This is a genomic window from Azospirillum sp. UENF 112521, from assembly GCF_058780665.1.
Genome location: NZ_JBSNCI010000002.1, coordinates 785,959 through 812,309, shown reverse-complemented (window position 1 = coordinate 812,309; position 26,351 = coordinate 785,959). Strand labels below are relative to the sequence as shown.

General features: G+C 67.3%; 23 protein-coding genes. 10 read left to right on the top strand and 13 right to left on the bottom strand.

Annotated elements, in window-relative coordinates:
- The first annotated feature begins 154 nt into the window (after window positions 1–154).
- The 3 genes from ACWPN8_RS06065 (at window position 155) to ACWPN8_RS06055 (ending at window position 4,808) form a co-directional block, all read left to right on the top strand.
- A complete protein-coding gene (locus ACWPN8_RS06065; RefSeq protein WP_492240197.1) occupies window positions 155–2,374 on the top strand; it encodes a sensor histidine kinase in 2,220 nt (739 codons plus the stop codon).
- On the top strand, window positions 2,371–2,967 hold the full coding sequence (locus ACWPN8_RS06060; RefSeq protein WP_109050605.1) for a response regulator transcription factor: 597 nt from the start codon (window positions 2,371–2,373) through the stop codon (window positions 2,965–2,967). The genes ACWPN8_RS06065 and ACWPN8_RS06060 overlap by 4 nt, the downstream gene beginning before the upstream one ends.
- 122 nt (window positions 2,968–3,089) lie before the next feature.
- Window positions 3,090–4,808 (top strand): sensor histidine kinase, encoded by a 1,719-nt coding sequence (locus ACWPN8_RS06055; protein WP_492240196.1) that lies wholly within the window; start codon window positions 3,090–3,092, stop codon window positions 4,806–4,808.
- A gap of 28 nt (window positions 4,809–4,836) precedes the next feature.
- Here the strand turns inward: ACWPN8_RS06055 and ACWPN8_RS06050 are convergent, their stop codons facing one another.
- The gene (locus ACWPN8_RS06050) at window positions 4,837–6,144 is read right to left on the bottom strand and encodes a pentapeptide repeat-containing protein (protein ID WP_109453138.1); all 1,308 of its coding nucleotides are present in this window, start codon (window positions 6,142–6,144) and stop codon (window positions 4,837–4,839) included.
- A gap of 560 nt (window positions 6,145–6,704) precedes the next feature.
- Between ACWPN8_RS06050 and mepK the strand changes: the two genes are divergently transcribed.
- Both mepK and ACWPN8_RS06040 read left to right on the top strand, forming a co-directional pair.
- Window positions 6,705–7,340, top strand: a complete 636-nt coding sequence (mepK, locus tag ACWPN8_RS06045; RefSeq protein WP_247873207.1) for a peptidoglycan L,D-endopeptidase MepK — start codon at window positions 6,705–6,707, stop codon at window positions 7,338–7,340.
- Between the two features lie 313 nt (window positions 7,341–7,653).
- A complete protein-coding gene (locus ACWPN8_RS06040; protein ID WP_492240195.1) occupies window positions 7,654–9,156 on the top strand; it encodes a calcium-binding protein in 1,503 nt (500 codons plus the stop codon).
- Window positions 9,157–9,224: 68 nt separating this feature from the next.
- On the opposite strand, the gene ACWPN8_RS06035 is transcribed toward ACWPN8_RS06040, so the two are convergent.
- The 4 genes from ACWPN8_RS06035 to ACWPN8_RS06020 all read right to left on the bottom strand — a co-directional run bounded on the left by ACWPN8_RS06035 (window position 9,225) and on the right by ACWPN8_RS06020 (window position 12,436).
- Window positions 9,225–9,725, bottom strand: coding sequence for a DUF934 domain-containing protein (locus tag ACWPN8_RS06035; protein WP_109450381.1), 501 nt, complete (start codon window positions 9,723–9,725; stop codon window positions 9,225–9,227).
- Window positions 9,712–11,403, bottom strand: a complete 1,692-nt coding sequence (locus ACWPN8_RS06030) for a nitrite/sulfite reductase (protein WP_492240194.1) — start codon at window positions 11,401–11,403, stop codon at window positions 9,712–9,714. The genes ACWPN8_RS06035 and ACWPN8_RS06030 overlap by 14 nt, the downstream gene beginning before the upstream one ends.
- Window positions 11,404–11,460: 57 nt before the next feature.
- The gene (locus ACWPN8_RS06025) at window positions 11,461–11,748 is read right to left on the bottom strand and encodes a DUF2849 domain-containing protein (RefSeq protein WP_109453140.1); all 288 of its coding nucleotides are present in this window, start codon (window positions 11,746–11,748) and stop codon (window positions 11,461–11,463) included.
- A 130-nt stretch (window positions 11,749–11,878) separates the two neighbouring features.
- A complete protein-coding gene (locus tag ACWPN8_RS06020; protein WP_492240193.1) occupies window positions 11,879–12,436 on the bottom strand; it encodes a precorrin-2 dehydrogenase/sirohydrochlorin ferrochelatase family protein in 558 nt (185 codons plus the stop codon).
- Between the two features lie 280 nt (window positions 12,437–12,716).
- On the opposite strand from ACWPN8_RS06020, the gene ACWPN8_RS06015 reads away from it, so the two are divergent.
- From ACWPN8_RS06015 to ACWPN8_RS05995, 5 genes are all read left to right on the top strand, one after another.
- Window positions 12,717–13,403: a phosphoadenylyl-sulfate reductase gene (locus ACWPN8_RS06015; RefSeq protein WP_492240192.1), complete on the top strand. Its 687-nt coding sequence runs from the start codon at window positions 12,717–12,719 to the stop codon at window positions 13,401–13,403.
- Window positions 13,400–14,197, top strand: a complete 798-nt coding sequence (gene cysD / locus ACWPN8_RS06010; protein ID WP_109153259.1) for a sulfate adenylyltransferase subunit CysD — start codon at window positions 13,400–13,402, stop codon at window positions 14,195–14,197. The genes ACWPN8_RS06015 and cysD overlap by 4 nt, the downstream gene beginning before the upstream one ends.
- Before the next feature lies 1 nt (window position 14,198).
- Window positions 14,199–16,067, top strand: a complete 1,869-nt coding sequence (gene cysC, locus ACWPN8_RS06005) for an adenylyl-sulfate kinase (protein WP_492240191.1) — start codon at window positions 14,199–14,201, stop codon at window positions 16,065–16,067.
- A gap of 162 nt (window positions 16,068–16,229) precedes the next feature.
- A complete protein-coding gene (locus ACWPN8_RS06000) occupies window positions 16,230–17,852 on the top strand; it encodes an ABC-F family ATP-binding cassette domain-containing protein (RefSeq protein WP_492240190.1) in 1,623 nt (540 codons plus the stop codon).
- Window positions 17,853–17,964: 112 nt separating this feature from the next.
- Window positions 17,965–19,044: an NAD(P)H-dependent flavin oxidoreductase gene (locus ACWPN8_RS05995; RefSeq protein ID WP_492240189.1), complete on the top strand. Its 1,080-nt coding sequence runs from the start codon at window positions 17,965–17,967 to the stop codon at window positions 19,042–19,044.
- Window positions 19,045–19,065: 21 nt separating this feature from the next.
- Here the strand turns inward: ACWPN8_RS05995 and ACWPN8_RS05990 are convergent, their stop codons facing one another.
- From ACWPN8_RS05990 to metH, 8 genes are all read right to left on the bottom strand, one after another.
- Window positions 19,066–20,094 (bottom strand): GGDEF domain-containing protein, encoded by a 1,029-nt coding sequence (locus tag ACWPN8_RS05990; protein WP_109450395.1) that lies wholly within the window; start codon window positions 20,092–20,094, stop codon window positions 19,066–19,068.
- Window positions 20,095–20,213: 119 nt separating this feature from the next.
- Entirely contained in the window at window positions 20,214–20,750 is a 537-nt protein-coding gene (locus ACWPN8_RS05985; RefSeq protein WP_492240188.1) for a pentapeptide repeat-containing protein, read from the bottom strand.
- A gap of 65 nt (window positions 20,751–20,815) precedes the next feature.
- On the bottom strand, window positions 20,816–21,313 hold the full coding sequence (locus ACWPN8_RS05980; protein WP_492240187.1) for a thioesterase family protein: 498 nt from the start codon (window positions 21,311–21,313) through the stop codon (window positions 20,816–20,818).
- Window positions 21,310–21,696 (bottom strand): HEPN domain-containing protein, encoded by a 387-nt coding sequence (locus tag ACWPN8_RS05975; RefSeq protein ID WP_492240186.1) that lies wholly within the window; start codon window positions 21,694–21,696, stop codon window positions 21,310–21,312. Before ACWPN8_RS05975 ends, ACWPN8_RS05980 begins: the two co-directional genes overlap by 4 nt.
- Before the next feature lie 19 nt (window positions 21,697–21,715).
- Window positions 21,716–22,051 (bottom strand): nucleotidyltransferase domain-containing protein, encoded by a 336-nt coding sequence (locus ACWPN8_RS05970; protein WP_492240185.1) that lies wholly within the window; start codon window positions 22,049–22,051, stop codon window positions 21,716–21,718.
- Window positions 22,052–22,453: a HEPN domain-containing protein gene (locus tag ACWPN8_RS05965; RefSeq protein ID WP_109450404.1), complete on the bottom strand. Its 402-nt coding sequence runs from the start codon at window positions 22,451–22,453 to the stop codon at window positions 22,052–22,054.
- A complete protein-coding gene (locus ACWPN8_RS05960; RefSeq protein WP_109450406.1) occupies window positions 22,443–22,775 on the bottom strand; it encodes a nucleotidyltransferase domain-containing protein in 333 nt (110 codons plus the stop codon). The genes ACWPN8_RS05965 and ACWPN8_RS05960 overlap by 11 nt, the downstream gene beginning before the upstream one ends.
- Window positions 22,776–22,825: 50 nt before the next feature.
- Window positions 22,826–26,317 (bottom strand): methionine synthase, encoded by a 3,492-nt coding sequence (metH, locus tag ACWPN8_RS05955; RefSeq protein WP_109450408.1) that lies wholly within the window; start codon window positions 26,315–26,317, stop codon window positions 22,826–22,828.
- Between the last annotated feature and the right edge of the window lie 34 nt (window positions 26,318–26,351).

Below are 26,351 nucleotides of genomic sequence, written 5' to 3'. Positions count from 1 at the left end.
CATTGTAGACGGGACTGACTGTTCGGCCCCGTACTTGTTGCGCATTGTTCATGATCGGACGGATTGCGGCTATTGTGGATATCCGCAGAGTCGGCCTATTCCACTTTCGTACGGTCCCGCCATCCCCTGCCCCCATATTTTCGTGTCCACCCCGATGCCGAAGCCATCCTCCAAGTCCAGTCCTGCCGTCCGCATCGGGCGGGCGGTGCCGCATGCCATGCCGGTGGTGGCGATGGCGCTGGTCGTGGTGCTGCTGGGCGCCTTCCTGTGGCTGTTGCAGCGCAACGAGCGGGAGGAGGAGGCGCTGGCGCTGATCAAGGACGCGCTGTGGGTGGAGCAGAACCTGCACTTCCAGCTCGCGTCCGACGAGGACAAGCTGGAGAGGCTGGCGGAGACGCTCAGCCGAATCGAGGCGGGCCGGGTTGAGGTGGATCTGCGGCAGTTCGCCGCAATGGCCCGGCTGGTGGTGAACACCAACCCGGCGATCGAGCGGGTGCTGTGGCTCGACGCCCGGGGCCGCACCCTGCTGGCCGAGCCGCCGCTGCCGGGGAACGGCGGAACGGATGCAGCATCGGAACCGGCCGGCGCGGAGGGGATGGCCCGCGACGACGCGGTGCGGATCGCGCGGTCCTCCGGCCTGCGGGCCTATGGCGCGCCCTACCGGATCGACGCCACCGACCGCGGCTTCGACGCCGCCTTCCCGCTGTTCCGCGACGGCGTCTTCGCCGGCACGCTGGTCGGCGTCTTCTCGTTCGAGGCGATGCTGACCCACCATGTCCCCTGGTGGTTCGCCCAGCGCTACCAGCTGGAGGTGGTCGACGCCACCGGCGCGGTGCTGGGATCGAAGTCGCGCATGTCGGTGCCGGGCTCCATGGCCGGTCCGGCCCCCGACCCGGCGCGCAGCCACCTGATCCCGTTCGATCCGCCCGGCCATGGGATGGCCCTGGTCGCCACCGCCTACCCCACCGACTCCAACGTCACCCGCACCGTTCTGGTGGCGGCGATCTTCGCGCTGACCGGATCGGCATTGTGGAGCCTGTGGTCGCTGCGCCGGCACATCGCCGGCCGCCTGCGCGCCGAGGAGGCGCTGCGCGAGGAGCATGCCTTCCGCAAGGCGATGGAGGACAGCCTGACCGTGGGCATGCGCGCCCGCGACCTGGAAGGGCGCATCACCTACGTCAACCCGGCCTTCTGCCGGATGGTCGGTCTGGAGGCGGAGGACCTGATCGGGCGCGGCCCGCCAGCGCCCTATTGGCTGCCGGAGGAGATCGACCGGGCCGAGGCCGCCTTCCAGGACGTGCTGGCCGGCCGGGCGCCGGAAAGCGGGCTGGAGATGCGTTTCCAGCGTGCCGACGGCGAGCGGTTCGAGGCGCTGATCTACGAGGCGCCGCTGATCGACGCCAACGGGCGGCAGACCGGCTGGATGGGCTCCGTCCTCGACATCACCGAGCGCAAGCGCGCCGAGGAACTGGCCCGCCAGCAGCAGGAGCGGCTGCAACAGACCTCCCGCCTGATCACCATGGGCGAAATGGCCTCCACCCTGGCCCATGAGCTGAACCAGCCGCTGTCGGCCATCGCCAGCTATTGCACCGGCTGCCTCAACCGGCTGCGCTCCGACCGCTGCGACACCCAGGAGGTGGCGGCGGCGCTGGAGAAGCTGGCCGCCCAGGCCAAGCGCGCCGGGCTGGTGGTGCGCCGCATCCACGATTTCGTGCGCAAGCGCGACCCCAAGGTCGCCCCCTGTTCGTTGGCCGAGGTGCTGGAGGACTGCGTCGGGCTGGCCGGCAGCGATGCTGCAAGGCTGGGCGTGCGGGTGGAGCTGGATGCCCCGGCGGATCTGCCGCCGGTCACCGGCGACCGCATCCTGCTGCAGCAGGTGGTGCTGAACCTGATGCGCAACGGGATCGAGGCGATGGCCCGCACCCCGCGCGCCGACCGCCGCCTGACCGTCACCGTCCGCCAGACCGATTGCGACGGCGGTGGGGACGGCAAGGGCGGGGGCGGGGATGGAGCCCGCCTGCTGCTGACCGAGATCCGCGACCATGGCTGCGGCGTCGCCCCCGACGTGGCCGACCGCCTGTTTTCCCCTTTCTTCACCACCAAGCGCGAAGGTATGGGCATGGGGCTGAACATCTGCCGCTCCATCGTCGAGCACCACCGCGGCCGGCTGTGGTTCGAGACGGTGGCGCCGGAGGGAGATGGAGACGGGGACGCAACGGGGGCCACCGCCGCCGGCACGCGCTTCCTGTTCACCCTGCCCGTCCATGCCCGCACGCCGGACCGGTCGACAGACCCGCATCCTGGCGGCCCACATCCCGCCGGCCCGCATCCCGCCGGCCCTTTTCCCGATGACACTGCCGAGGCTGCCGAATGACCACGCTCCACATCGTCGACGACGACGAGGCCATCCGCGACGCGCTCGGCTGGCTGTTCCAGTCGCGCAACGTCCCGGTGGCAGGCTGGCCGTCGGCCGAATCCTTCCTGGAGTCGTGGCGGCCGGACACCGCCGGCTGCCTCCTGCTGGACATCCGCATGGAGGGCATGAGCGGGCTGGAGCTGTTCGACCGGCTGCTGTCCAAGGGCTGCCGCATGCCGGTGATCTTCCTGACCGGCCATGGCGACGTGCCCATCGCCGTCGGCGCCCTGAAGAAGGGGGCCCGCGATTTCGTGGAGAAGCCCTTCAACGACAATGAGCTGGTCGACCGCGTGATCGACGCGCTGGCCTTCGACGCCGAGCAGCGCGAGCGCGAAGCCGGCCAGGCCGGGCTGGCCGCCCGTCTGGCCACCCTGACCCAGCGCGAACGGCAGGTGATGGAGCTGGTCGTCGCCGGCCGCCTGAACAAGGTGATCGCCGACGAACTTGGCATCAGCATGCGCACGGTGGAGGTCCACCGCAGCCATGTGTTCGAGAAGATGCGGGTGAAGACGGCGGTGGAGCTGACGCGGCTGCTGACGGGTGCCGCCTGATTGCCCCTTCCGATAAGAGAAAACCCGGGGAACGACGGAGGCGCCTGGAGTCCCCACCGGTCCCGTACTAGTCTGTCCGTACCACTCCGGTGGTCGTCCCCGACGGTCTGGAGCATCAGCGGTTGAGGTTTCGGTTACCCGGCTCCATCCTTGCCATCGGTCTGGCCGTGACGGCACCGCTGTTGCTGTTCGGCGCCGTGATGGTCTGGCAGCTCGACGCCCGCGACCGGGCGGAGACGGAGGATGCGCTGCAATCGGTGGCGCAGTCGCTGTCGCTGGCGGTCGACCGCGAACTGGCGAGCCAGCTGCGCCCGCTGGAACTGCTGGCGTCGCTGCTCCAGCCCAATGCCGACGATCTGCGCACCCTGTACCAGGAGACCACCACCGCCACCCACAGCCAGCCCGGCTGGCTGGCGATGGGGATGATCGACGCCGACACCGGCCGCTTCGTCTTCCACACCCATTACCCGCTGGGCGTCCAGCCGCTGCCGCCGCCCCGGCTGGACGATGTCACCCGCCATGTCATCGAGAGCCGCCGCGCGACCATCGGCGGCGTGCTGCCGCCCGGCGGACCGCCGGGCCGGCCGTCGCTGATCCTGCGCGCACCGATCCTCCAGTTCGACCCGGACCACCAGACCGACCGGGTGCGCTACATCCTGTCCCTGGCACTTGGGCTGGAGGGGCTGTCCAGCGCCCTGCGGACCCGCGACACCCCGCCGGAATGGACGGTCACCGTCATCGATCCGACCATGGTGATCGCCGCCCGTTCGCGCGATGCCGCCGCCTATCTGGGCCAGAAGGTCTACGCGTCGCTGGAGGCGCGGATCCGCACCGGCAGCAACCGCATGTTCGTCGGCCAGACCAAGGACGGGGTCGAGGTCCACTCCGTCATCCACCGCTCCTCCGAAACCGGCTGGGCGGTGGTGCTGGGCGTGCCCTCGGCCCTCGTGCAGCAGAAGCTGAACGCCACCCGCATGACGGTGGTCGGCGGCGCGGCTGCCGCCTGTGCTGCGACGCTGATGCTGGCGCTGCTGGTGTCGCGCGCCTACCGCCGCCGCCGCAGTGCCGAGGAGGAGGTGCGCCGTGCCCGCGAGGCGGTGCTGATCGAGCAGCGCCGCCGGCTGCAATCGGAAAAGGACCATGCCGAGGCGGCGAACCGGGCCAAGAGCGATTTCCTGGCGAACATGAGCCACGAGCTGCGCACCCCGCTGAATGCGATCATCGGCTTCGCCGAGGCCCTGATGTCCGGCATCTTCGGCCCCTCTCCGCCCAAGCATGTCGAATATCTGACCGCCATCCACCAGTCCGGCCGCCATCTGCTGGATCTGGTGAATGAGCTTCTGGACATGGCGAAGATCGAGGCCGGGCGGCTGGAGCTGTTCCCCGCCTGCGTTGCGCTGGGCGAGCTGCTGGAGGACTGCCTGTCGCTGATGGAGGCGCTGGCCCTGCGCAAGGGGGTGGTGCTGACCGGCGGCGCCATCGCGTCCGATCTTCAGGTCACGGTGGATGGGGTCCGCATGCGGCAGGCGGTTCTGAACGTCCTGTCCAATGCCGTCAAATTCACCCCGGCGGGCGGTGCGGTGCGGGTGGAGGCCAGGCCCGGACCCGGCGGAACCGGCGCCGTCATCGTGATCGCCGACACCGGCGTCGGCATGACCGCGGACGAGATGGTGATCGCGATGGAGCCGTTCCGTCAGGTCCACAACTACCTGACCAAGGCGGAGGCCGGCACCGGCCTGGGCCTGCCGCTGGCCCGCCGCTTCGTCGAGGCCCATGGCGGCACCCTGACCCTGGACAGCACGCCGGGCACCGGCACCACGGTGACGATCATCCTGCCGTGAGGAGGGTTGCGGAAAGCGGCGCTTCGCCTCAACCCCGGCGGGGCGGACGGCCGGGGAGCGTGGCGCGCTGAAGCTTGGCGCCGGCCATGTCGGCACCGTCCATGTCGGCGCTGTCGAGATTGGCGTCGGACAGGTTCGCCTGCACCAGGCAGGTGCCGACCAGCAGGGCGCCGCGCATGTCGGCTCCCATCAGGTTGGCGGCCCAGGAGCGGCCGGTGGGGCGGCCAGACGGATCCTTGATCGCCGCCGGGCCAAGCCGCACCCGCGTCAGGTCGGCACCGGTCAGCACGGCGTAGCTGAGGTTGGCGCCCGACAGGTCGGCGCCCATCAGGTTGGCGCCCTCCAGAGTGGCGCCGGACAAATCGGTCATCATCAGCCGCGCGCCGGTCAGCGCCGCCGCCGACAGGTTGGCCCCCCGCAACGAAGCGGCGCTGAGGTTGACGTTGCGCAGGTCGGCGCGGCTGAGGTCGGCACCGTCCAGGTCGGCCCGCTGGCCGCGCTGGCCGAAGCTGTCGATCCAGCGCTCATGGTCGAAGATGGCGCGCTGGATTTCCGACCCCATGCTGTCGATGGGGCGGGTCATCTGCGCCGTGGCGATGCGGGTGGAGGACAGGTCGCAGTCGGCCATCCGCGTGCCGACCATGTCGGCCTTGTCGAAACGGGTGCCGTCCAGCGCCGCCCCCGACAGGTTGGCGCCGTTCAGACGCGCGCCGGTCAGGTCCGCCCCGGTCAGCACCGCCCCCGACAGATCGGCGTTCTGCAGCACGGCGCCGCTGAGGTCGGCCTCGGACAGGTTGGCGCCGCGCAGCACCGCGCCGGTGAGGTCGGTGGGAATACCGCCCTCCGCCGTCATGCCGTTCTGGAGACGGGCGAGGGCCGCCTTGTGGATCTGGCGGGCGCTTTCGGCATCCTGCGCATCGGGGCCGGTGCCGCGGCGGGCGGTGCCGCCCGGTTCCAGCGTGCCGGCCCGCAGGTCGGCGCCCTTCAAATTGGCGTTCGAGAAGTCGGCCGCGCGCAGCCGGGCGCCGCGCAGGTCGGTCTGCATCAGGTTGGCGCGGCTGATGTCGGCATCGCGCAGATCGACGCCGAACAGGTCGGCGCCGGCCAGATTGGTTCCGTTCAGCCGCCCGCGCGCCAGCCGCGCCCCGACCAGGCGGGCGCCGCGCAGATCGCGCTGCGACAGGTCCACCCCTTCCAGATCGGCCATGGCGAGGTTGGCGCGGGCGCCGCCCGGCTGGCCCTTGATCCAGCGGGCGTGCCGGTCCAGCACCTCGGCCAGCTGGTCGGGCCGAAAGAAGGAGACGGACTGGGCGGTCGGGGTGGTGGCGGTTGGCACGGACAACTCGACGCCGTGAAATGGTTACATCGCGACAATCATGCGGTTCATTCCTTACCGAAGGCTGAATGAACCCCCCTTTTGCGCACCCTCTTTCGGAGGATGCGGTTCGGCGGCCCGCCGGCATGGCGCATCGGCGGGAAAACACTGATTCCAGCCGGGCTGCATAGGAAAAACGGAAGCTTGGCCATAACAACGGCCATAGGCCCCGACCCGTCCATCGCCGTTACCTTACCGCGTCAGTCCCGAGTCGCGCACGTTACCGTTCTGTAATCGAACCGGTTGCGAACGGGTCGCGAACAGCCACGGCCAGGGCTTCCCGCCCCTGTTCCTGGCAAGGCGGCGGAATCCCTCGACTCCTTCAGAAAACAGCATCGGTTAAGCAATGGTTTCTTGACAGAAAAGGCCACGGGCATCCTAAAAGTGTCCCACCTTTCGGATAAACGCACCGCAGCACGCCTTGACCTTAGCCAAGATGTGACTTTGGCCGTAACCGGGACGATGGGGTCCAGACGATGGATTTCGGCTGCCGGAGCGGAAAAACGGGATATGAAGGAAGAATGATGAAGGATGCGGACGCCCGGTCGATCACGACCGCACGCCCGAGCGTCGGCGAGAGCCACGCCACCGAACGCCGTCATCTTGATCGCCGCCATCTTCTGCGCGCCGGCCTCGGCTTGGCGGCGGTCGCCTCAGCGGGCGGGACCCTGCTGACCAGCGAAGAGGCGGAAGCTGCGGCGCTGCGCGCTCCGCCGCGGGTGCTGTCCCTGGTGAACCTGCACACCGGCGAGCGCATCAGCGCCGAATACTGGTCGCGGGGCAAATATGTCCGCGACGCGATGCGGGCCCTGAACCGCGTGCTGCGCGACCACCACAACAATTCGGTCCATGCCATCGATCCGAAGCTGATCGATCTGGTCCACTCGTTGAGCCGCAAGATCAACCGCCGCGGCCCGATCGAGATCATCTCGGGCTACCGCTCGCCGGAGACCAACGCGATGCTGCGCGAGGCCGACGGCAGCGGCGTGGCGCAGAACAGCTATCACATGCGCGGCATGGCGATCGACCTGCGGGTCCAGGGCCTGTCGACCCGCCAGCTCCAGCGGGCGGCGCTCAGCCTGCGTGGCGGCGGGGTCGGCTATTACCCGGACAGCAACTTCGTCCATGTCGACGTGGGGCCGCTGCGCCACTGGTGAGCGGCCTGACCACGGATTTACCGTGGGGTGGCATACCAATCCTTCAGACGTTCGATACGATGTGGCGCCAAGTCCGGACCGGGCTTCGGCGCCGCAGTCGCTTTCGGGTCACGCCTCCTGTCTCCCGCCGCAGGCTTCTGCGATGGTGGCCCGCCTTTGAACGCCTTTTCTGCAACTTTTGGAAAATGACGGTTGCGGCTCATTACCGCATCCTAGGGTAGATGTTTCCGTTTTGCCGGTCCGATATTTTTATTATCATTTCCACTCCACAATTTTTCGGAGCGCCGAGCTTCGCAAGTGGGGGGATAGGCATATGGGTTATCTGTTCGGTGGAAGCGGCAGCGAAACTCTGGTCGGCGGTTATGGTGACGACACGCTGGATGGCGGTGGTGGCAACGATCTCCTGATCGGCGGCATGGGCAACGACGTCTACATCGTGAACGGGACGGGCGCCGTCATCCAGGAATTCGCCTTCGAAGGCTTCGACGAGGTCCGAACCACGCTCAACGCCCAAACGCTCAGCGACAATCTGGAGCGCCTGACTTTCATCGGAACCGGCGACTTCCAGGGGACCGGCAACGCACTGGACAATATGATCGTCGGCGGGGCGGGGAACGATACCCTGACGGGCGGCGACGGCGTCGACACGCTGATCGGTGGCGAGGGCGACGATGTCTTCTATACGGATCACGCCGACGCACCTTTGCAGGGCGGGGCCGGATTCGATACCGTCTTCATCCAAAGCAACTTCGGAACCTATCTCGATCTGGCGGCGTGCAGCATCGAACGGGCCTATGGCGGCTCTGGAAACGACCAGTTGATTGCCGACGGAGCGGTCATCGGGCTTTTGATCGATGGAGGAGACGGCGACGACACGCTCGTTGGCGGCGCTTTCAACGACACGCTCTTCGGTGGCAATGGGCGCGACCAGATCGTCGGCGGGGCGGGCGACGATGTGATCTACATGGATACGACCGACACGGTCGACGCCGGAGACGGCTTCGACACCGTCTATGTCCATGGAAGCAACAGCATGGTCTTCATGAACACCGCCGGCATCGAACGGCTGTTCCTCGGAGACGGAAACGACCTCGTCTTCGCGCATCAGTCCGCCAGCGCAATCGAGATCGACGGCGGGGCCGGCAATGACGCCATTGAGGGCAGCGCTTTCAATGACACGCTCTGGGGCGGCGACGGCAACGATACGCTGGTCGGTGGGGACGGAAACGATGTCCTGTTCGGCGGGGCCGGCGACAACATGCTGTTCGGCGGCGACGGGGACGATGCTTTTTACATCGATACCCCGACGGTGGCCTTTCTGGTCGGCGACGGAGGTGACGACACGGTGTATGTCCGGTATTCCGGTGGCGTCAACTTGGCCCTCACCTACTCCATCGAGCATTTCTTCGGCGGGGCCGGGGACGACAGCGTCACCGCAGCCGACTCCTCCAACGGTCTGACGATGGACGGTGGGGGCGGCAATGATTCGCTGACGGGCAGCCGGTACAACGATTTCCTGTCCGGCGGAGACGGGAACGATACGCTGTTCGGTGACATCGGCAACGACACGCTGCAGGGCGGATCCGGCGCCGACCTGTTCAATCTTGCGACCATCGACTCCGACGTCATCCTGACGGATTTCAGTGCCGCGGAGGGTGACCTGATCGGGCTAGGCATGAACAATTTCTATACGGTAAACGCCAATGCCCAGGGTGAGGCCGTTCTGACCATCACCAACGCCAACGGCACCCCGACCGTCACCCTCTCCGGGGTGATGGCACAGGACGTGTCGAGTTCCTGGTTCACCACCCTCTGAAATGAGGACGGCGCCGTCCCGGCAGGGACGGCGCCTTTCCCATTTGTCCCGGGCGGATGAAGACCGCCCTACCCCACCTTCAGCTTGCGGCGCAGCAGCGACAGCGGTGCTGTGTCGTCCAGGCTCGGCTGGAAGGCGATGGTGACCTCCGTCAGCGCGTTGGCCCAGCTGTCCGGGTTGGTGCCTTCCGGCGCCTCGACCGAGGTGAAGCCGGTGCGGACCAGGAACAGATACTGGTCGGGGATGACATGGCCGACCGCGCGGATCTCGCCGGTGTAGCCATAGCGTTCGCGCAGTTCGCGCGCGGTGGAGAAGCCGCGGCCGTCGCGGAACTTCGGGAACTCCAGCGCCACCAGGGAGAAGCGGTCGAGGTCGGCGGCGATGGCCCCCGCCAGCGTGCCGCTCTTCAGCCGCACGCCCAGCCGGGCGTTGCGGCCCTCGAAGCTGTCACGCTCCGCCTGCCAGCGCTCGAAGCTGATGATGACCGGGCGGTCGTTGGGGACCGGCTCGCCATCGGGGATGAAGCTCCAGGCGTCCTCGCCGATGCGCCCATTCTCAATCAGCGGCATAGATTCTCTCCTTGAACGGGGCATGGCCGACGCGGCGGAGCGTGTCGATGAAGCGCTCGCCCTCGCCCGTGCGGTTGGCGAGATAGACGTCGACGATGGCCTCGATGGCATCCACCGCCTCGGTCTCGGTCACCGCCGGGCCGAGGATGTCGCCGATTTCCGTGGTCAGCGTCGGGTCGCCGCCGACGGTGATCTGGTAATATTCGGTGCCCTTCTTGTCGACGCCGAGAATGCCGATGGCGCCGACATGGTGATGGCCGCAGGCGTTGATGCAGCCGCTGATCTTGATGCCGAGTTCACCGATGGTGCGCTGGCGGATCGGGTCGGCGAAGCGGGCGGAGATCGCCTGGGCCAGCGGGATCGCGCGGGCATTGGCCAGCGCACAGTAATCCAGCCCCGGGCAGGCGATGATGTCGCCTATCAGCCCGGCATTGGCGCTGCCCAGACCGGCGGCGTCGAGCCGCTTCCACAGATCGTACAGCTCGTCCTTCTTGACGTGCGCCAGGACGAGGTTCTGGACATGGGTGACGCGCAGTTCGCCGAAGCTGTGGCGCTCGGCCAGATCGGCGACGAGGTCCATCTGGTCGCAGGTGGCGTCGCCGGGGATGCCGCCGGCCGGCTTCAGCGAGACGGTGGCGATGGCATAGCCCGGCGCCTTGTGCTCCGCGACATTCACCTCCAGCCAGTTGGCGAAGGCCGGGTCGGATGCCTTGGCGCGCTCCAGCGCTTCGGAATGGTCGGGCAGCTCCTCCAAGGGCGGCGGGGCGAAATGCTGCCTGACACCCTCGACGATCTCCGGATCCAGGCGGTATTTGGGCCCGCGCAGCCGCGCGAACTCCTCCTCGACCTCCTGGGTGAACTTCTCCAGCCCCAGCTCGTGGACCAGGATCTTGATCCGCGCCTTGTAGATGTTGTCGCGGCGACCGTACTGGTTGTAGACGCGCAGGATGGCTTCGAGATAGGCGACGAAATCCTCCTCGGCCACCCACTCGCGCACCAGCTTGCCGACGAAGGGCGAACGGCCGAGACCGCCGCCGACATAGAAGGAGAAGCCGGCCTCGCCCTTGTCGTTGCGCCGCGCCAGCAGGCCGACGTCATGGATGCGCACCGCGGCGCGGTCGCTCTCCGCACCGGAGATGGCGATCTTGAACTTGCGCGGCAGATAGGTGAACTCGGGATGCATCGTCGTCCACTGCCGCAGGATCTCGGCATAGACGCGACCGTCGACCACCTCGTCCTTGGCGGCGCCGACGAACGGGTCGGTGGTGACGTTGCGCACGCAGTTGCCGCTGGTCTGCAGCGCGTGCATGTCGACCTCGGCCAGCTCATGCAGGATGGCCGGGGTGTCCTCCAGCTTGATCCAGTTGTATTGCAGGTTCTGGCGGGTGGTGAAATGGCCGTAGCCGCGGTCGTACTTGCGCCCGATCTCCGCCAGCTTGCGCAGCTGGGTGGCCGACATCACGCCATAGGGCACGGCGATGCGCAGCATGTAGGCGTGAAGCTGGAGATAGAGGCCGTTCATCAGCCGGACCGGCTTGAACTCCTCCTCCGTCAGCTCGCCGGACAGCCGGCGCTCGACCTGTTTGCGGAACTGCTCGACGCGCTCGGCGACGAACTGCCGGTCGATCTCGTCATAGTGATAGATGCCGGCACGGGCGCCGGGCGCGATGTGGTTCATGTCGATAAGCCCTCAGAGCCGCCGGAACGGCCAACGTTCATTCACCCGAACAGCCACTCAGGCGGCCTGCTTGCCCAGATCCAGACGGACGGTCGGGCCGGCGGTGCGGATGCGCTCGCGCATCGTCGCCGGGACCGGGACGCCGTCCTCATCCACCACCTCGAAGGCGTAGATGTCGACGCCGAACTGCTCGCGCTCGGCCTTCGCCTTGGCGTCGGCCAGCACGGCATCCGCCTCGGAGCGCTGGAACAGCGCAGCCTCGGCGAAGGACTCGACCCACACGCCATCCTTGCCCAGGAACACGACTTCCCCGTCGCGCAGGCGGTTGGCGGTGATGGCTTTCATCGATCCTTCCTTCGATCGATCCTTGGCCGACATCTGGCTCTCCTGGCTGGTCGTTCTCGAACGCGTTTGGTGTCTTAACCCGAACCGTCGGCGGTCCGGCAGTGAATTCGGCGGCTCTATGGCCGGACGGTCATGGCAGCCATTTTTCCCGCTCGATCAACTCGCGGCTTTCACGGGCGACCTCGGACATCGACGCCCCTTCCGCCCGGCGGCGGTTGCGAAGCTCGGCGATGGTGCGCAGCCGCTCCGCCCACTCCTCCGGGAACAGGGCCTCCAGCCGCTGGCGCAGCAGGCTGGCGAGGGTCGGGCTGCGGCCGCCGGTGGAGACCGTCATCACCAGATCGCCACGCCGCACCACGGAGGGCGAGTGGAAATCGCACAAGGGGATGACGTCCTCGACATTCACCAGCACGCGGCGCTGCCGCGCCAGTTCCGCCAGTGCCGTCTCGATCGAAGGTCCCAGCCCCATCACATACAGCACGCCGACCCTGTCGAGATCGGATGCCTCCGGCAGAGCCCGCACCAGACGGTCGCCGGCGAGAGCCGCCAATTCCCCATCCGGTTCCGGTGAAAAGACCTGCGGATCCGCCCCGCCCTCGCGAAGCTGCGTCAGACGGCGCAGCGCGAGCGGGCCGTTGCCGGCCAGCGCAATCGCCACACGCGCCGGGTCGAGCGCCAGCGGAATCATGTCCGCCTCACCGAAACGGGCGAAATCGGGCGGGCGGCTGCGGCGCCGATGACCGGGATCCTGTGCATGGCGTCATTTAGCCCGGCCGCCGCACGACAATCAACATATTTCACACAATGATTTGCAGCGCAGCACAAACCTATTAAACAAGTAGAGAATGTATTTACGTTGCACGGGTTTTCCGCCGGTGTTAATGTGCAAACACAGTCATTAAACCTACATAATTAGTAGACTTAAAGGCCACCGCGAAAGGCAGCCGACGATGGACGCGGAAACACGGGTGAAGCATCTGACCGAGAGCCACGGCACGCTGGAAGGCGCACCGCTGCTGGCCGCCATGCATGAGCTGTTCGGCGGGCGGATCGCGTTGATGTCGTCCTTCGGCGCCGAATCCGCGGTGCTGCTGGCGCTGGCCGCCGAAGCGACGCCGGATTTCCCGGTTCTGTTTGTGAATACCGGCAAGCTGTTCGGCGAGACCCTGCGCTACCGCGACCAGCTGGTGAAGCGGCTTGGCCTCAGGGATGTGCGGGAGATCGGGCCGACCGCCGACGATCTCGCCGCCGGCGACAGGGACAGCCTGCTGTTCACCCGCGATTACGACGCCTGCTGCCATCTGCGCAAGACGGTGCCGCTGGACCGCGCGCTGGCCACCGCCGGGCTGGAGGCCTGGGTGACGGGCCGCAAGCGCTTCCAGTCCTCGACCCGCGCCGCCCTGCCCCTGTTCGAGGCGGAAGGCGGCCGCGTGAAGGTCAACCCACTGGCCAACTGGGACAAGGCCCGGCTGGAGGAAGAGTTCACCCGGCGCGACCTGCCGCGCCACCCGCTGGAAGCCGACGGGTTCCTGTCGATCGGCTGTTTCACCTGCACCGAGCGCGTGGCGCCCGGTGCCGACCCGCGTTCCGGCCGCTGGGCCGGCAGCGCCAAGACCGAATGCGGCATACACACCATGATTGGAACCGCCCGATGAGCGCCGATCTCGACCAGCTCGAAAACCAGAGCATCTATATTCTGCGCGAGGCCTACAACCGCATCGACAAGCTGGCGATGCTCTGGTCGATCGGCAAGGACAGCAACGCGCTGCTGTGGCTCTGCCGCAAGGCGTTCTTCGGCCGCATTCCCTTCCCCGTCGTGCAGCTCGACACCGCGATGGAGCTGCCGGAGGTCTACGAGTTCCGCGACCGCATCACCAAGGAGTGGGACCTCGACCTCAAGGTGGAGCAGTGCCCGCCCGAGGAAGAGATGGACCAGACCCTGCCGCCGCTGACCCGCGCCGCCGCGCGCAAGACGGAAGGTCTGAAGAACCTGCTGCGCGACCATGCGTACCAGGGTGTGATGGTCGGCATCCGCCGCGACGAACAGGCGACCCGCGCCAAGGAGCGCGTGTTCTCGCCGCGCTCGCTGGAAGGCGACTGGGATGTCAAGGACCAGCCGGCGGAATTCTGGGACCATTACAAGACGCGCTTCCCCGAAGGCGTCCATGTCCGTATCCACCCGCTGCTGGCCTGGACCGAGCTGGACATCTGGCGCTATTCGCAGCGCGAGGGGATTCCCATCGTCCCGCTGTACTTCGCCAAGGACGGCAAGCGCTACCGCTCGCTGGGCGAGAAGAACATCACCTTCCCGGTCGACAGCACCGCGTCCACCATCGACGAGATCATCGCCGAGCTTCAGGTGACCCGCATTCCGGAGCGCGCCGGCCGCGCGATGGACAATGAATCCGAAGACAGCTTCGAGCGCCTGCGCAGCGTGGGGTACATGTAAGATGCCGCATTCTCAACTCCGCATCGTCATCGTCGGCCATGTCGACCATGGCAAGTCCACGCTGATCGGCCGCCTGCTGAACGACACCGGCAGCCTGCCCGACGGCAAGGTCGAACAGGTCCGCGAGATGAGCCGCAAGCGCGGCATGCCGTTCGAGTGGGCCTTCGTGATGGACGCGCTCCAGGCCGAGCGCGACCAGGGCATCACCATCGACACCACGCAGATCCACTTCAAGACCAAGCAGCGCCCCTACGTCATCATCGACGCGCCGGGCCACACCGAGTTCCTGAAGAACATGGTGACCGGCGCCTCCCAGGCCGACGCCGCGCTGCTGGTGATCGACGCCGACGAGGGCGCGCTGGAGCAGTCGCGCCGCCACGCCTTCCTGCTGCACCTGCTGGGCGTGCGTCAGGTCGCGGTGGTCGTCAACAAGATGGACAAGGTCGAGTTCTCCAGCCGCCGCTATGAGGTGGTGGCGCAGGAGATCAAGGACTATCTGGCCGAGCTGGGTCTCCAGCCCAAGGCGGTGATCCCGGTGTCCGCCCGCAACGGCGACAACATCGTCAGCCGCAGCGAGCAGTCCGACTGGTATCTCGGCCCCACGGTGATCGAGCAGCTGGACGCCTTCCGTCCGCAGCAGACCTCGCCCGACCAGCCGCTGCGTTTCCCGTTGCAGGACGTCTACAAGCCGGACGACCGCCGCATCCTGGCCGGCCGCATCGAGAGCGGGCGCCTGCGCGTCGGCGACACCCTGCACTTCTCGCCCACCGGCGCCAGCGCCAAGGTGGTCAGCATCGAGGCGTGGAACCATCCGGAGACCGTGCTGTCGGCCCAGGCCGGGCAGAGCATCGGCATCACGCTGGACAAGCGCATCTTTGCCGAGCGCGGCCACATCGCCCACCACCAGTCCGACGCCCCCACCCTGGCCCACCGGCTGAGCGTGCGGCTGTTCTGGCTGGTGTCGGACCCGCTGGTGGTCGGCAAGACCTACACGCTGAAGATCGCCACCGCCGAACACCGGGTGACGGTGGAGCAGGTGACGGCGGTCATCAACGTGGAGGATTTGTCCAGCACCCCCGGCAAGGCGGTCCGCCGCAACGAGGTGGCCGAGGTCGTCCTGCGCTCCCGCTCGCCCATCGCGCTCGATCTGGCGTCGGACCTGCCGCGCACCGGCCGTGGCGCTTTGATCGACGGCAACGACGTGGTCGGCGGCTGCCTGGTGGTGGAGATCGAGGACAGTGCTGCGGCCAACATCACCGAGGTGTCGCACACCGTCTCGCTGGAGGAGCGCGCCCAGGCCAACGGCCACAAGGGCGGCGTCATCTGGCTGACCGGCCTGTCGGGTGCCGGCAAGTCGACGCTGGCGATGGCGCTGGAACGCGCGCTGTTCGACCGCGGCTGGCAAACCTTCGTGCTGGACGGCGACAATGTCCGCAACGGCCTGAACGCCGGGCTGGGCTTCTCCGCCGACGACCGGGCGGAGAACATCCGCCGGGTGGCCGAGACGGCGAAGCTGTTCGCCGACGCCGGCATGGTGGTGATTGCCTCGCTGATTTCGCCGCTGAAGGCCGACCGGGCGCGGGCGCGGGTGATCGGCGGCGAGCGCTTCCACGAGGTGCATGTCGCCGCCAACCTCGCCACCTGCGAGGAGCGCGACCCGAAGGGCCTCTACAAGAAGGCGCGGGCCGGCGAGATCGCCGAGTTCACCGGCATCTCGGCCCCCTACGAGGCGCCGGACCAGCCCGAACTGGTGATCGACACCGACGCGCTGAGCCGCAGCGAGGCGCTGGCCCAGCTGCTGGACTATGTCGACGAGACCTTGGGCAAGAACAGCCTGAAGTCGGAGAAAGAGCTGACTTATGTGATCTGAGGGCCAGTTTCATAGGGTGTGGCATCGGGCGCGGGGGAAAGACCGCGCCCGATGCTTTTTCAGCCGATGCCGCCCCCCGCCCCATCAACCCTCCCCCCTCCCCGGATCCTGTGGCATAAGGGGCCGCCCTCACGCATCACGCCCCAAGGACCCCTGCCGCCCATGATCCGCTTCGATAACGTCAGCAAGCAGAACGGCCACCGCATCCTGTTCCTGGAGGCCTCCGCGGCGCTCAATCGGGGTGAGAAAATCGGGCTGGTCGGTCCTAACGGTGCCGGCAAGACCACCCTGTTCCGCATGATCACCGGCGAGGAGCAGCCGGACGGCGGACAGGTGGCGATCGAGAAGCAGGTCAGCATCGGCTATTTCAACCAGGATGTCGGCGAGATGTCCGGGCGCTCCGCCGTGGCGGAGGTGATGGATGGCGCCGGGCCGGTCAGCGTCATTGCCGCCGAACTGGCGGAGCTGGAAGCCGCCATGGCCGACCCCGACCGCGCCGACGAAATGGACGCCATCATCGAACGCTACGGCGAGGTGCAGGCCCGCTTCGACGAGCTGGGCGGCTATGAGCTGGAGGGCAAGGCACGCGAGGTGCTGGCGGGCTTGAGCTTCAGCCAGGAGATGATGGACGGCGACGTCAGCGGCCTGTCGGGCGGCTGGAAGATGCGCGTGGCGCTGGCCCGCATCCTGCTGATGCGCCCCGACGCCATGCTGCTCGACGAGCCGAGCAACCATCTGGACATTGAAAGCCTGATCTGGCTGGAAGGTTTCCTGAAGGGCTATGAGGGCGCCCTGCTGATGACCTCGCACGACCGCGAGTTCATGAACCGCATCGTCACCAAGATCATCGAGATCGATGGCGGAACGCTGACCAGCTATTCCGGCGACTACGGCTTCTACGAGAAGCAGCGGGCGCTGAAGGAGAAGCAGCAGGAGGCGCAGTTCGAGCGCCAGCAGGCGATGCTGGCGAAGGAGCTGAAGTTCATCGAGCGCTTCAAGGCCCGCGCCTCGCACGCCTCCCAGGTGCAGAGCCGGGTCAAGAAGCTGGACAAGATCGAACGCTTCGAGCCGCCCAAGCGCCGCCAGGTGGTGACCTTCGATTTCCCGCCGGCCCCGCGCTCCGGCGACGACGTGGCGGTGCTGAAGAACGTCCACAAGGGCTATGGCAGCCGGTCCATTTATGAAGGGCTGGACCTGACCATCCGCCGCAAGGAGCGCTGGTGCGTGATGGGCGTCAACGGCGCCGGCAAATCGACCTTGCTGAAGCTGATCGCCGGGACGACCGAACCCGACAGCGGCACCGTCACCGTCGGCGGCAGCGTCAAGATGGGCTATTTCTCCCAGCACGCCATGGAGCTGCTGGACGGCGACCAGACCATCTTCGAGGCGCTGGAGGCGCATTTCCCGCAGGCCAGCCAGGGCTCGCTGCGGGCGCTGGCCGGTTGCTTCGGCTTCTCCGGCGACGATGTGGAAAAGCGGTGCCGCGTGCTGTCGGGCGGCGAGAAGGCACGGCTGGTGATGGCGATCATGCTGTTCAACCCGCCCAACTTCCTGGTGCTGGACGAGCCGACCAACCATCTGGATCTCGACACCAAGCAGATGCTGATCCAGGCGCTGGCGGCCTATGAGGGCACCATGCTGTTCGTCTCGCACGACCGGCATTTCCTGGCAGCATTGTCCAACCGCGTGCTGGAGCTGACGCCGGAGGGAATCCACCAGTATGGCGGCGGCTATACCGAGTATGTCGAGCGCACCGGGCAGGAGGCGCCGGGGCTGCACAGCTGAGCCCCGGACCTTCCCATCACCCTGAGTGAACGCGTCCTTCAGAACAAGTCATTGGTCGTGAAGTCCGCCGGGGCGTAGCATCGCCTGCGTTGTCGAGACAGCGGAGGCGGACATGCCCTCTCTCACGGAGTCCCTTGAACGGCTGGGGCTGCGGTCGCCGGTGATCCAGGCGCCGATGGCGGGGGGCGGCGACACGCCGGCCCTGGTCGCTGCGGTCAACGAAGCCGGCGGCCTTGGTTTCGTCGGCGCCGCCTACCTGACCGGGGAGCAGATCGCCGAGCGGGCGCTCGCCATCCGTCAGCGCACCGCCCTGCCCTTCGGCATCAACCTGTTCGCGCCGACGCCGCCCCCCGAACCGGCGCCGATGATGGCCGAGGCGATGGCCCGCCTGAGGCCCTTCCATGCCGAGCTTGGCCTGCCGGACGCGGAGGAGCCCGCCTATGGCGGCGACATGTTCGACCGGCAGTTCACCGCCCTGCTCGACAGCGGTGCCGCCTTCTACAGCGTCACCTTCGGGCTGCCGCCGGCCGACAGCGTGGCGGCGGCCAAGGCGCGCGGCATGCGGGTGCTGGGCACCGCGACCACCGCGGCGGAGGCAGTGGCCCTGGAACGGGCCGGCGTCGATGCGGTGATCGCCCAGGGCAGCGAGGCCGGCGGACATCGCGGCAGCTTCATCGGCGATCCGGCCGCCAATCTGGTCGGCACGATGGCGCTGGTGCCGCAGGTCGCCGATGCGGTGGGCGTGCCGGTGATCGCGTCGGGCGGCATCATGGACGGGCGCGGCATCGCCGCGGCGCTGGCCCTTGGCGCCTGCGCGGTGCAGATGGGCACGGTGTTCCTGACCACGGAAGAGGCCGGCATCCCCGAGGCGCACAAGGCCGCCATCCTGTCGGCGCGCGAGGACCAGACCCGGATCACCCGGGCCTTCTCCGGCCGTCCGGCACGCGGCGTCGTCAACCGCTTCATGGAGACGGTGGAGGACCCGCGGGCGCCCAAGGCGGTGCTGCCCTTCCCCTTGCAGAACGCGCTGACCCGCCCGCTGCGCACCGCCGCCGGCAAGGCCGGCCGGGCGGAGTTCCTGTCGCTGTGGGCCGGACAGGGGCTGACGCTTGCCCGGCGGCGCCCGGCGGGGGACCTGGTGGCGGATTTGCTCCGCGGGACGGAGGAGGTACGGCGCAGGCTTGCCGGTTGACTGGACAGCCGGCCAGCCAGTTCAGACGGCCTCGGCCGTCACCCGGTTGCGGCCGCTGCGTTTGGCGGCGTAGAGCGCCTGGTCGGCGCGACGGACCAGCGTCAGGGCCGGTTCGCCGGGGCGGAACTGGGCGACGCCGACCGACAGCGCGACGGTGCCGTAATTGGCGTTGCGCGCCTTGTTCACGATCTGGCGCCCGCCGACGAAGGCCCGCACCTGCTCCGCCAGCTTGGTGGCGTTCTCCAGGCTGGTGCGCGGCAGGATGATCGCAAACTCCTCCCCGCCATAGCGGGTGGCGGTGTCGCGGCCCTTGATGCATTCGGTCAGCATGCGGGCGACCAGCTTCAGCACATGGTCGCCGACCAGATGGCCATGGGTGTCGTTGAAGCTCTTGAAATGGTCGATGTCGACCATCAGCAGCGACAGCGGCTGCTCGTCACGCACCGACGCCTCCATCGCCTCCTCCAGCATCAGGTCGAAGGCCTTGCGGTTGCCGATGCCGGTCAGCCCGTCGGTCAGCGCCTCGCGCCGCGCGCTGTCCAGGCTGACCCGCATCTCCGCCAGCTGCTGGCTCGATTCCTGAAGCTGCAGCTGGAGCGCCGTCTGCCGGTCGACGATCTCCTTGGTCTCCGCGGCGATGGCGGCGACCATGGCACGCAGTTCCAACAGGCTGAGCGGCTGGTCCAGCTCCTCCCGGAAGCCGGACAGGGCGTTGCCGTAGCGCTCCGTCTCCGATCCGACATTGCCCAGCTGCTCCAATATGCGCCCCAGGGCATAGCGGGCTTTGTCCGAGGTTTCACGGATTGCCTGGGCTTCGGCGTCCATGGTGAAGAAGCGCTTGTACAGTTCGTCGCACAGCGTCTGCGAGGCGGCCAGCCCATCGCGGCGCGCCAGATCGATGGCGCGGGTCAGGTCCGGGTTGTTGCCGCTGTAATAGACGTACCAAAGCGTGAAGTTTTCCGGGGTGGCCGGCAGCCGGTCGGACAGCATCCGCTCCATGGCCTTCGCGGCGAGGCCGCTGGAACGCTCGAAATCCTCCGCAGTTGCCACGACCGCCGTCCGTCCAAAATCATTAGATTTCGAACGGTACGCGGCGCAAGCCCTTACGGCAAGAAGGTTTTTGGGAACAAGGAGAGATGTTACAACCGCTTTGGTTGTGCACTATCCGATTAATTGCATTGTCCGACGGAGCTCTCGGCACAGACATGCTTGCCGTCGGTCCAGCGTGCCCCCGACAGGTCGGCATGGCGCAGGTCGGTGCCGGACAGCTTCGCTCCCGTCAGGTCGGCACGCGCCAGCGACGCGCCCACCATCTTGGCATTGCGCAGGTCGGCCTCGCGGAAGCTGGCGCCGGTCAGGTCGGCGCGGGTGAAATCGGCCTCGATCAGGCGGGCCTTGTCGAAGACCGCGCCGGGGGCGGCGGCGCTGATAAACTTGGCACGGTAGCCGTCGGCATCGGTCAGCTTCGCCTCGCCCAGGCTGGCGCGCTGAAAGGTCGCATCGCGCAGCATGGCGCCGCTGAGATCGACACCGGTCAGCGTCTGCCCTTCCAGCGAGCAGCGCCGCCAATTGACCTTCGGCTGCGCCGCGTCGGTGCAGTCGGCCAGCGCCGGACCCACGGAAAGGACGGTCAGCACGACCGCGGCGGCGGCGAGACTGCCGGAACGGATGCGCAGGCGAAGCGGCGGGACGGGTGCGGTTCTCATCCCTCGATAGATGGGGGCACCGCCGCTCAACTCAACCACCAGGCCGCTGCAAGCAGGGCTTGCGGTTATCCGGCACCTCGGGAACCGTCCAGCCGGGCAACCGCACGCCCCGCCTGCGGCGGCCGGGGAAGGGCGGCATGGGCCGCCGCCTGTCCGGCCAGCGCCGCCGCGACGGCCGGTGGGAAGGGGCCGGTCTTCCGTGTGCCGAGATCGACGTGCAGCAGCATGAACTCCGCCGTCGCCGCCAGCCACCCCTCTTCGGCATGCCGCATTTCGTGGAACAGGTGCAGCCGTTTGGCATCTGCGCCGAGCAGCAGCGAGTCGAAGCGCAGCGGCGTCCCCTCCGTCACCTCGCGGGCATAGGTCAGGTGGGCGTCGACGACGAAGACCGAGCGGTTCTCCGCCGCGACATAAGCCTTGCCGATCCCGAAGCGGTCCAGCACGGCGTCCGTCGCGTGGTCGAAGGCCAGCAGGTAATAAGCGACGTTCATGTGCCCGTTGTAGTCGATCCACTGCGGGCGGACAGTTTCGTGGTGGAGGGCCAGGGGAGTATGAAGGGTCATGCACAGGATCCGGCGTCAGACGAAATGGTGAGTCCAATGCTGTCGCGGGTTGCTTCAATCTCGTCAAGCCAGCCGAACACCTCCTCCGGGGTCGGTTCGTCGGAGACATCGCCCGCCTCTCCCGGATACCGGTACAAGGTGGCGAAAGCGGTGAAGCGCCCGAGAGGCGACAAGCGTTCCCGGATCGGCAGATCACGCGGGATGCGCATGACGAGCAAATCGATATCGTGGGAACGGGGGACATCAAGATCCAGCCAGACCAGAACCGCCCTGACCAGCTTTTCAGCAGCCTGTTGGCAATGGTAGGTAGCGGCCGTGACGATGGGATCCGGAACGGACAGGCAGGCCCGGCCTGCGCGCAGGTAGACGGTCGCCGTTGCCAACCATGCTTCGGGTCCGACCCTAAGCCCCATAGACACGCACCCCCTCATGCGTGGCCTTGTAACTCAACGTGCCGACCTGATTCCTGTTCGCTTCGAAGAAGGAACGGCGGCAGGGCACGATGTCAGCCGGGATGCAGGTCCCGGACTTGGCTGCATGGGCGAAGACGGCCGACCGCCGTTCCTTCGGCGCGTCGTCCGGGACGATCACCAACAGGTCGTAATCGCTATCCTCATCGAAATCGCCGCGCGCCCGGCTGCCGAACAGATAGACGGCTTCCGGCTCCAGGGCCGGGACGATCCGGTCCAGCAGGATTCGCAGCTTCTCGTCGTTCCGTGCGTCGATGGCATCCATCATCTACGCCTTTGCTTCCAGAAAAGCGGAAACCGTCGCCCGTACCTGCTCGATTTCAGCCAGCCAATGGGACACGTCGTCGGGATCGGGTTCGTCCGGCGGGCCGTCGAAGATATCCATGCTCGGATAGCGGAAAGCCGCGGCATAAATCGTGAAGCGCTCCAATGGCAACAAGGTCGCACGCAAGGGGTGATCGGGCGGCACATCGTCCAGCAATGCCACGATGTTGTGTTGTTTCGGCGGATGGCGTCCGAAGGAGACAAGAACCGCCTTGACCAACTTCTCTGCAGCCTGCTGGCAATGGTAGGCCGCGGACTTGACCGCAGAGCCCACGAGGCAAGCACGGATCGCCCGGATGTCCTCGTCAACCACCGCCAGCCAGGCCGTGACCACCCTATCGACCATAGACCCGCACCCCGAAGTGATTGGCCTCGTAACAGAGCGTTCCCACCGAATCCTTGTTTCGTTCAAAGCCGGTGCGGGAACAGGGAATGATGTCGGCCGGAACCCGAGACTGCCGGCTGGCCTCGAAGGCGGTGGACATCGACCGCCGTTCTTTCGGTGCATCGTCCGGGACGATCACCAGCAGGTCGTAATCGCTGTCCTCGTCGAAATCGCCGCGCGCCCGGCTGCCGAACAGGTAGACGGCTTCCGGCTCCAGGGCCGGGACGATCCGGTCCAACAGGATTTGCAGCTTCTCGTCGTTCCGCGCGTCGACCATAGCCATGAAGACCTCCGCCGCCCATCCTAACACGGAACGGGCGGCGGAGGATCAAATCACACCGAGAAGTACTTGGCCCGCGGGTGGTGCAGGACGATGGCCGAGGTGCTCTGCTCGGGATGGAGTTGGTCCTCGTCCGACATCTCGATGCCGATGCGGCCGGCATCCAGCAGCTTCAGCAGCTGTTCCTGGTCCTTCAGGTTCGGACAGGCCGGATAGCCGAAGCTGTAGCGGCTGCCGCGGTAGGACTGCTGCAACAGCTTCTCCTTGTCGCGGCTGTCTTCCGAGCCATAGCCCAGCTCCGCACGGATGCGGGCATGGACATATTCCGCCATCGCCTCGGTCATCTCCACCGACAGGCCGTGCAGGTAGAGATAGTCCTGGTAACGGTTCTCGGCGAACCACTCCCGCGCCACCTCGGCACAATGCTGGCCCATGGTGACGACCTGGAGGCCGAGCACGTCACGCTCCGGATCGGTCACGTCGCGCAGGAAGTCGGCGATGCACTCGCCATCCTCCTTGCCCTGGCGCGGCAGCGAGAAGCGCGCGGCCTCGGTGGTGCCGTCCTCCTCGAACAGGATGACGTCGTTGCCGTCGGCCGCCGCCTTCCAATAGCCGTAGACGGCGGTCGGGCGCAGGATTTCCTCCTTCGCCGCGATCTGGAGAATGCGGTCGAGCACAGGCCGCAGCTCCTTCTTCGCCCACTCCTTGAACTCCTCGAAGGACTTGCCGTCCTTCCGGTAGCCCCATTGCAGCTGGTAGAGCATCCGCTCGTTCAGGTAGGTGACCAACGTCTTCAGCGGCACATGGTCGATCAGCTTCGGCCCCCAGAAGGGCGGGGTCGGCACCGGAACGCCCTCGGCCAGCCGGTGGCGGCGGGCGCGGACGGCGTCCTTGTCCACCGGGCCGGTGGCGGCACTGGTCGCCTGCCCCAGCACGCGGCGGCGGTTGGTCGCCTTGCCGGCGCGCTTGGCCTGCTGGATGGCGAGCTGCTGGTCGAAGCTGCCCTCCACCACCTTGTCCATCAGGGTCAGCCCGTCGAAGGCGTCGCCGGCGTAGGCGACGCGGCCCGAGCCGTAGGAGGCCACGCAGTCGCCCTCGACATAGGCGCGGGTCAGCGCCGCACCGCCGAGCAGGACCGGCACCTCCAGCCCCTCGCGGGTCATCTCCTCAAGGTTCTCGCGCATAACCACGGTGGATTTCACCAGCAGGCCGGACATGCCGATGGCGGTGGCCTTGTGCTCCTTGGCCGCCTGGATGATGGCGCTCACCGGCTGCTTGATGCCGAGATTGACCACCTTGTAGCCGTTGTTGGTCAGGATGATGTCGACGAGGTTCTTGCCGATGTCGTGGACGTCGCCCTTGACGGTGGCGAGCACCAGCGTGCCCTTCTGCTGACCCTCGATCTTCTCCATGTGCGGCTCCAGCCACGCCACGGCGGCCTTCATCGTCTCGGCCGATTGCAGCACGAAGGGCAGCTGCATCTTGCCGGCGCCGAACAGTTCGCCCACCACCTTCATGCCGTCGAGCAGGTAGGTGTTGATGATCTCCAGCGGCGGATGGGTCTTCATCGCTTCCGCGAGATCGTCCTCCAGCCCGGTGCGGTCGCCGTCGACGATGCGCTCCTTCAGCCGCTCCTCGACGGTTTCGGCCCGCGCCTTCTTCTTGGCATCCGCCGCCTTGCGGCCCTCGAACAGGGCGATGAAGGCCTGGAGCGGGTCGTACCCCTCGGCGCGGCGGTCGAAGATCAGATCCTCGGCGGTCTTGACCTCCTTTTCGGGGATCTGGTGCAGCGGCAGGATCTTGGAGACATGGACGATGGCGCCCGTCATCCCCTTCTTCACTGCATGGTCGAGGAAGACCGAGTTCAGCACATGGCGCGCCGCGGCGTTGAGGCCGAAGGAGACGTTGGACAGGCCGAGGATGATCTGGCAGCCGGGCATCTCGCGGGCGATCGCCTCGATGCCCTCCAGCGTCCAGATGGCGAGCTTGCGGTCATCCTCGTTGCCGGTGGCGATGGTGAAGGTCAGCGGGTCGAACAGCAGGTCGGATGGGGCGAGGCCGTATTCGTTCACCGCCAGATCGTAGAGCCGCTTGGCGATCTCCAGCTTGCGGTCCGGCGTCTTCGCCATGCCCTCTTCATCGATGGTCAGGGCGATGACGGCGGCGCCGAACTTCTTGGCCAGCGCCAGACGCTGCCTTGCCGGTTCCTCGCCGTCCTCGAAGTTGATGGAGTTGAGGATCGCCTTGCCGCCATAGAGCGCCAGCGCCTGCTCCAGAACCTTGTACTCGGTCGAATCGACCACCAGCGGCGCCGTCACCGAGCCGGAGAAGCGGGAAATGACCGCGTTCATCTCCGCCACCTCGTCGCGGCCGACGAAGGCGGTGCAGACGTCAAGCGAGTGGCTGCCCTCCTTGACCTGCTCGCGCGCCATCTCGACGCAGCCGTCCCAGTCGTTCTTCTCCTGCAACTCGCGCCACTTCTTGGAACCGTTGGCGTTGCAGCGCTCGCCGATGGCGAAGAAGGCGTTCTCCTGGCGCAGCGTCACCTGGGAGTAGAGCGAGGCCACCGCCGGCACCCAATGGACGGTGCGGCCCTTCGGCGCCGGACGGTGCGAGCCGGCCGGAGCCAGCTTGCGCAGCATCTGGTTCGCCGCCGCGATGTGGGGGACGTTGGTGCCGCAGCAGCCGCCGACGAGGTTGACCCCGTCCTCACCGACGAAGCGCTCCAGCCAGTGGGCGAAGTCGTCGGCGCGGAGCGGGTAATGGGTCTTGCCGTCGACCAGTTCGGGCAGGCCGGCATTGGGCTGGACCGAGATCAGGCCCGGCCAGTTCTGCGACAGCCAGCGCACATGCTCGCTCATCTCCAGCGGGCCGGTGGCGCAGTTCAGTCCCATCAGCGGCACGTCCAGCGCCTGGATGACGGTGGCCGCCGCGGCGATGTCGGTGCCGACCAGCAGCGTGCCGGTGGTCTCCACCGTGACCTGGACGAAGACGGGGGTGTCGCTGTTGGCCTCTGCCCGCGCGCGCTTGATGCCGTTGACGGCGGCCTTGATCTGCAAGGGATCCTGGCAGGTCTCGACCAGGATGGCGTCGGCGCCGCCGGCGATCAGGCCGGCGGCCTGGACATAGAAGCTGTCCTCCGCCGGCTGATAGGCGATGTGGCCGAGGCTGGGCAGCTTGGTGCCCGGCCCGATGGAGCCGATGACGAAGCGCGGCTGCCCGTCCTTGAAGCTTTCCGCCGCCTCGCGCGCCAGCTCGACCGCGCGCTGGTTGATCTCGAAGGCCTTCTCGGAGATGCCGAACTCGCCCAGCGTCACCGGCGAGGCGCCGAAGGTGTCGGTCTCCACCATGTCGGCGCCGGCCTCGAAATAGCCGCGGTGGATGTCGCGGACGATGTCCGGGCGCGACAGGGGCAGGATGTCGGTGCAGTTCTCGTGCCCCCAGTAATCCTTCTCGACGTCGAGGTCGAGCGCCTGGATGCGGCTGCCGAACCCGCCGTCGCAAAGCAGAACACGGTCACGCAGGGTGTCGAGGATGTGGGCCATGGGAATGCGTCTTGTCCGTTATTTGGCGGGTTCG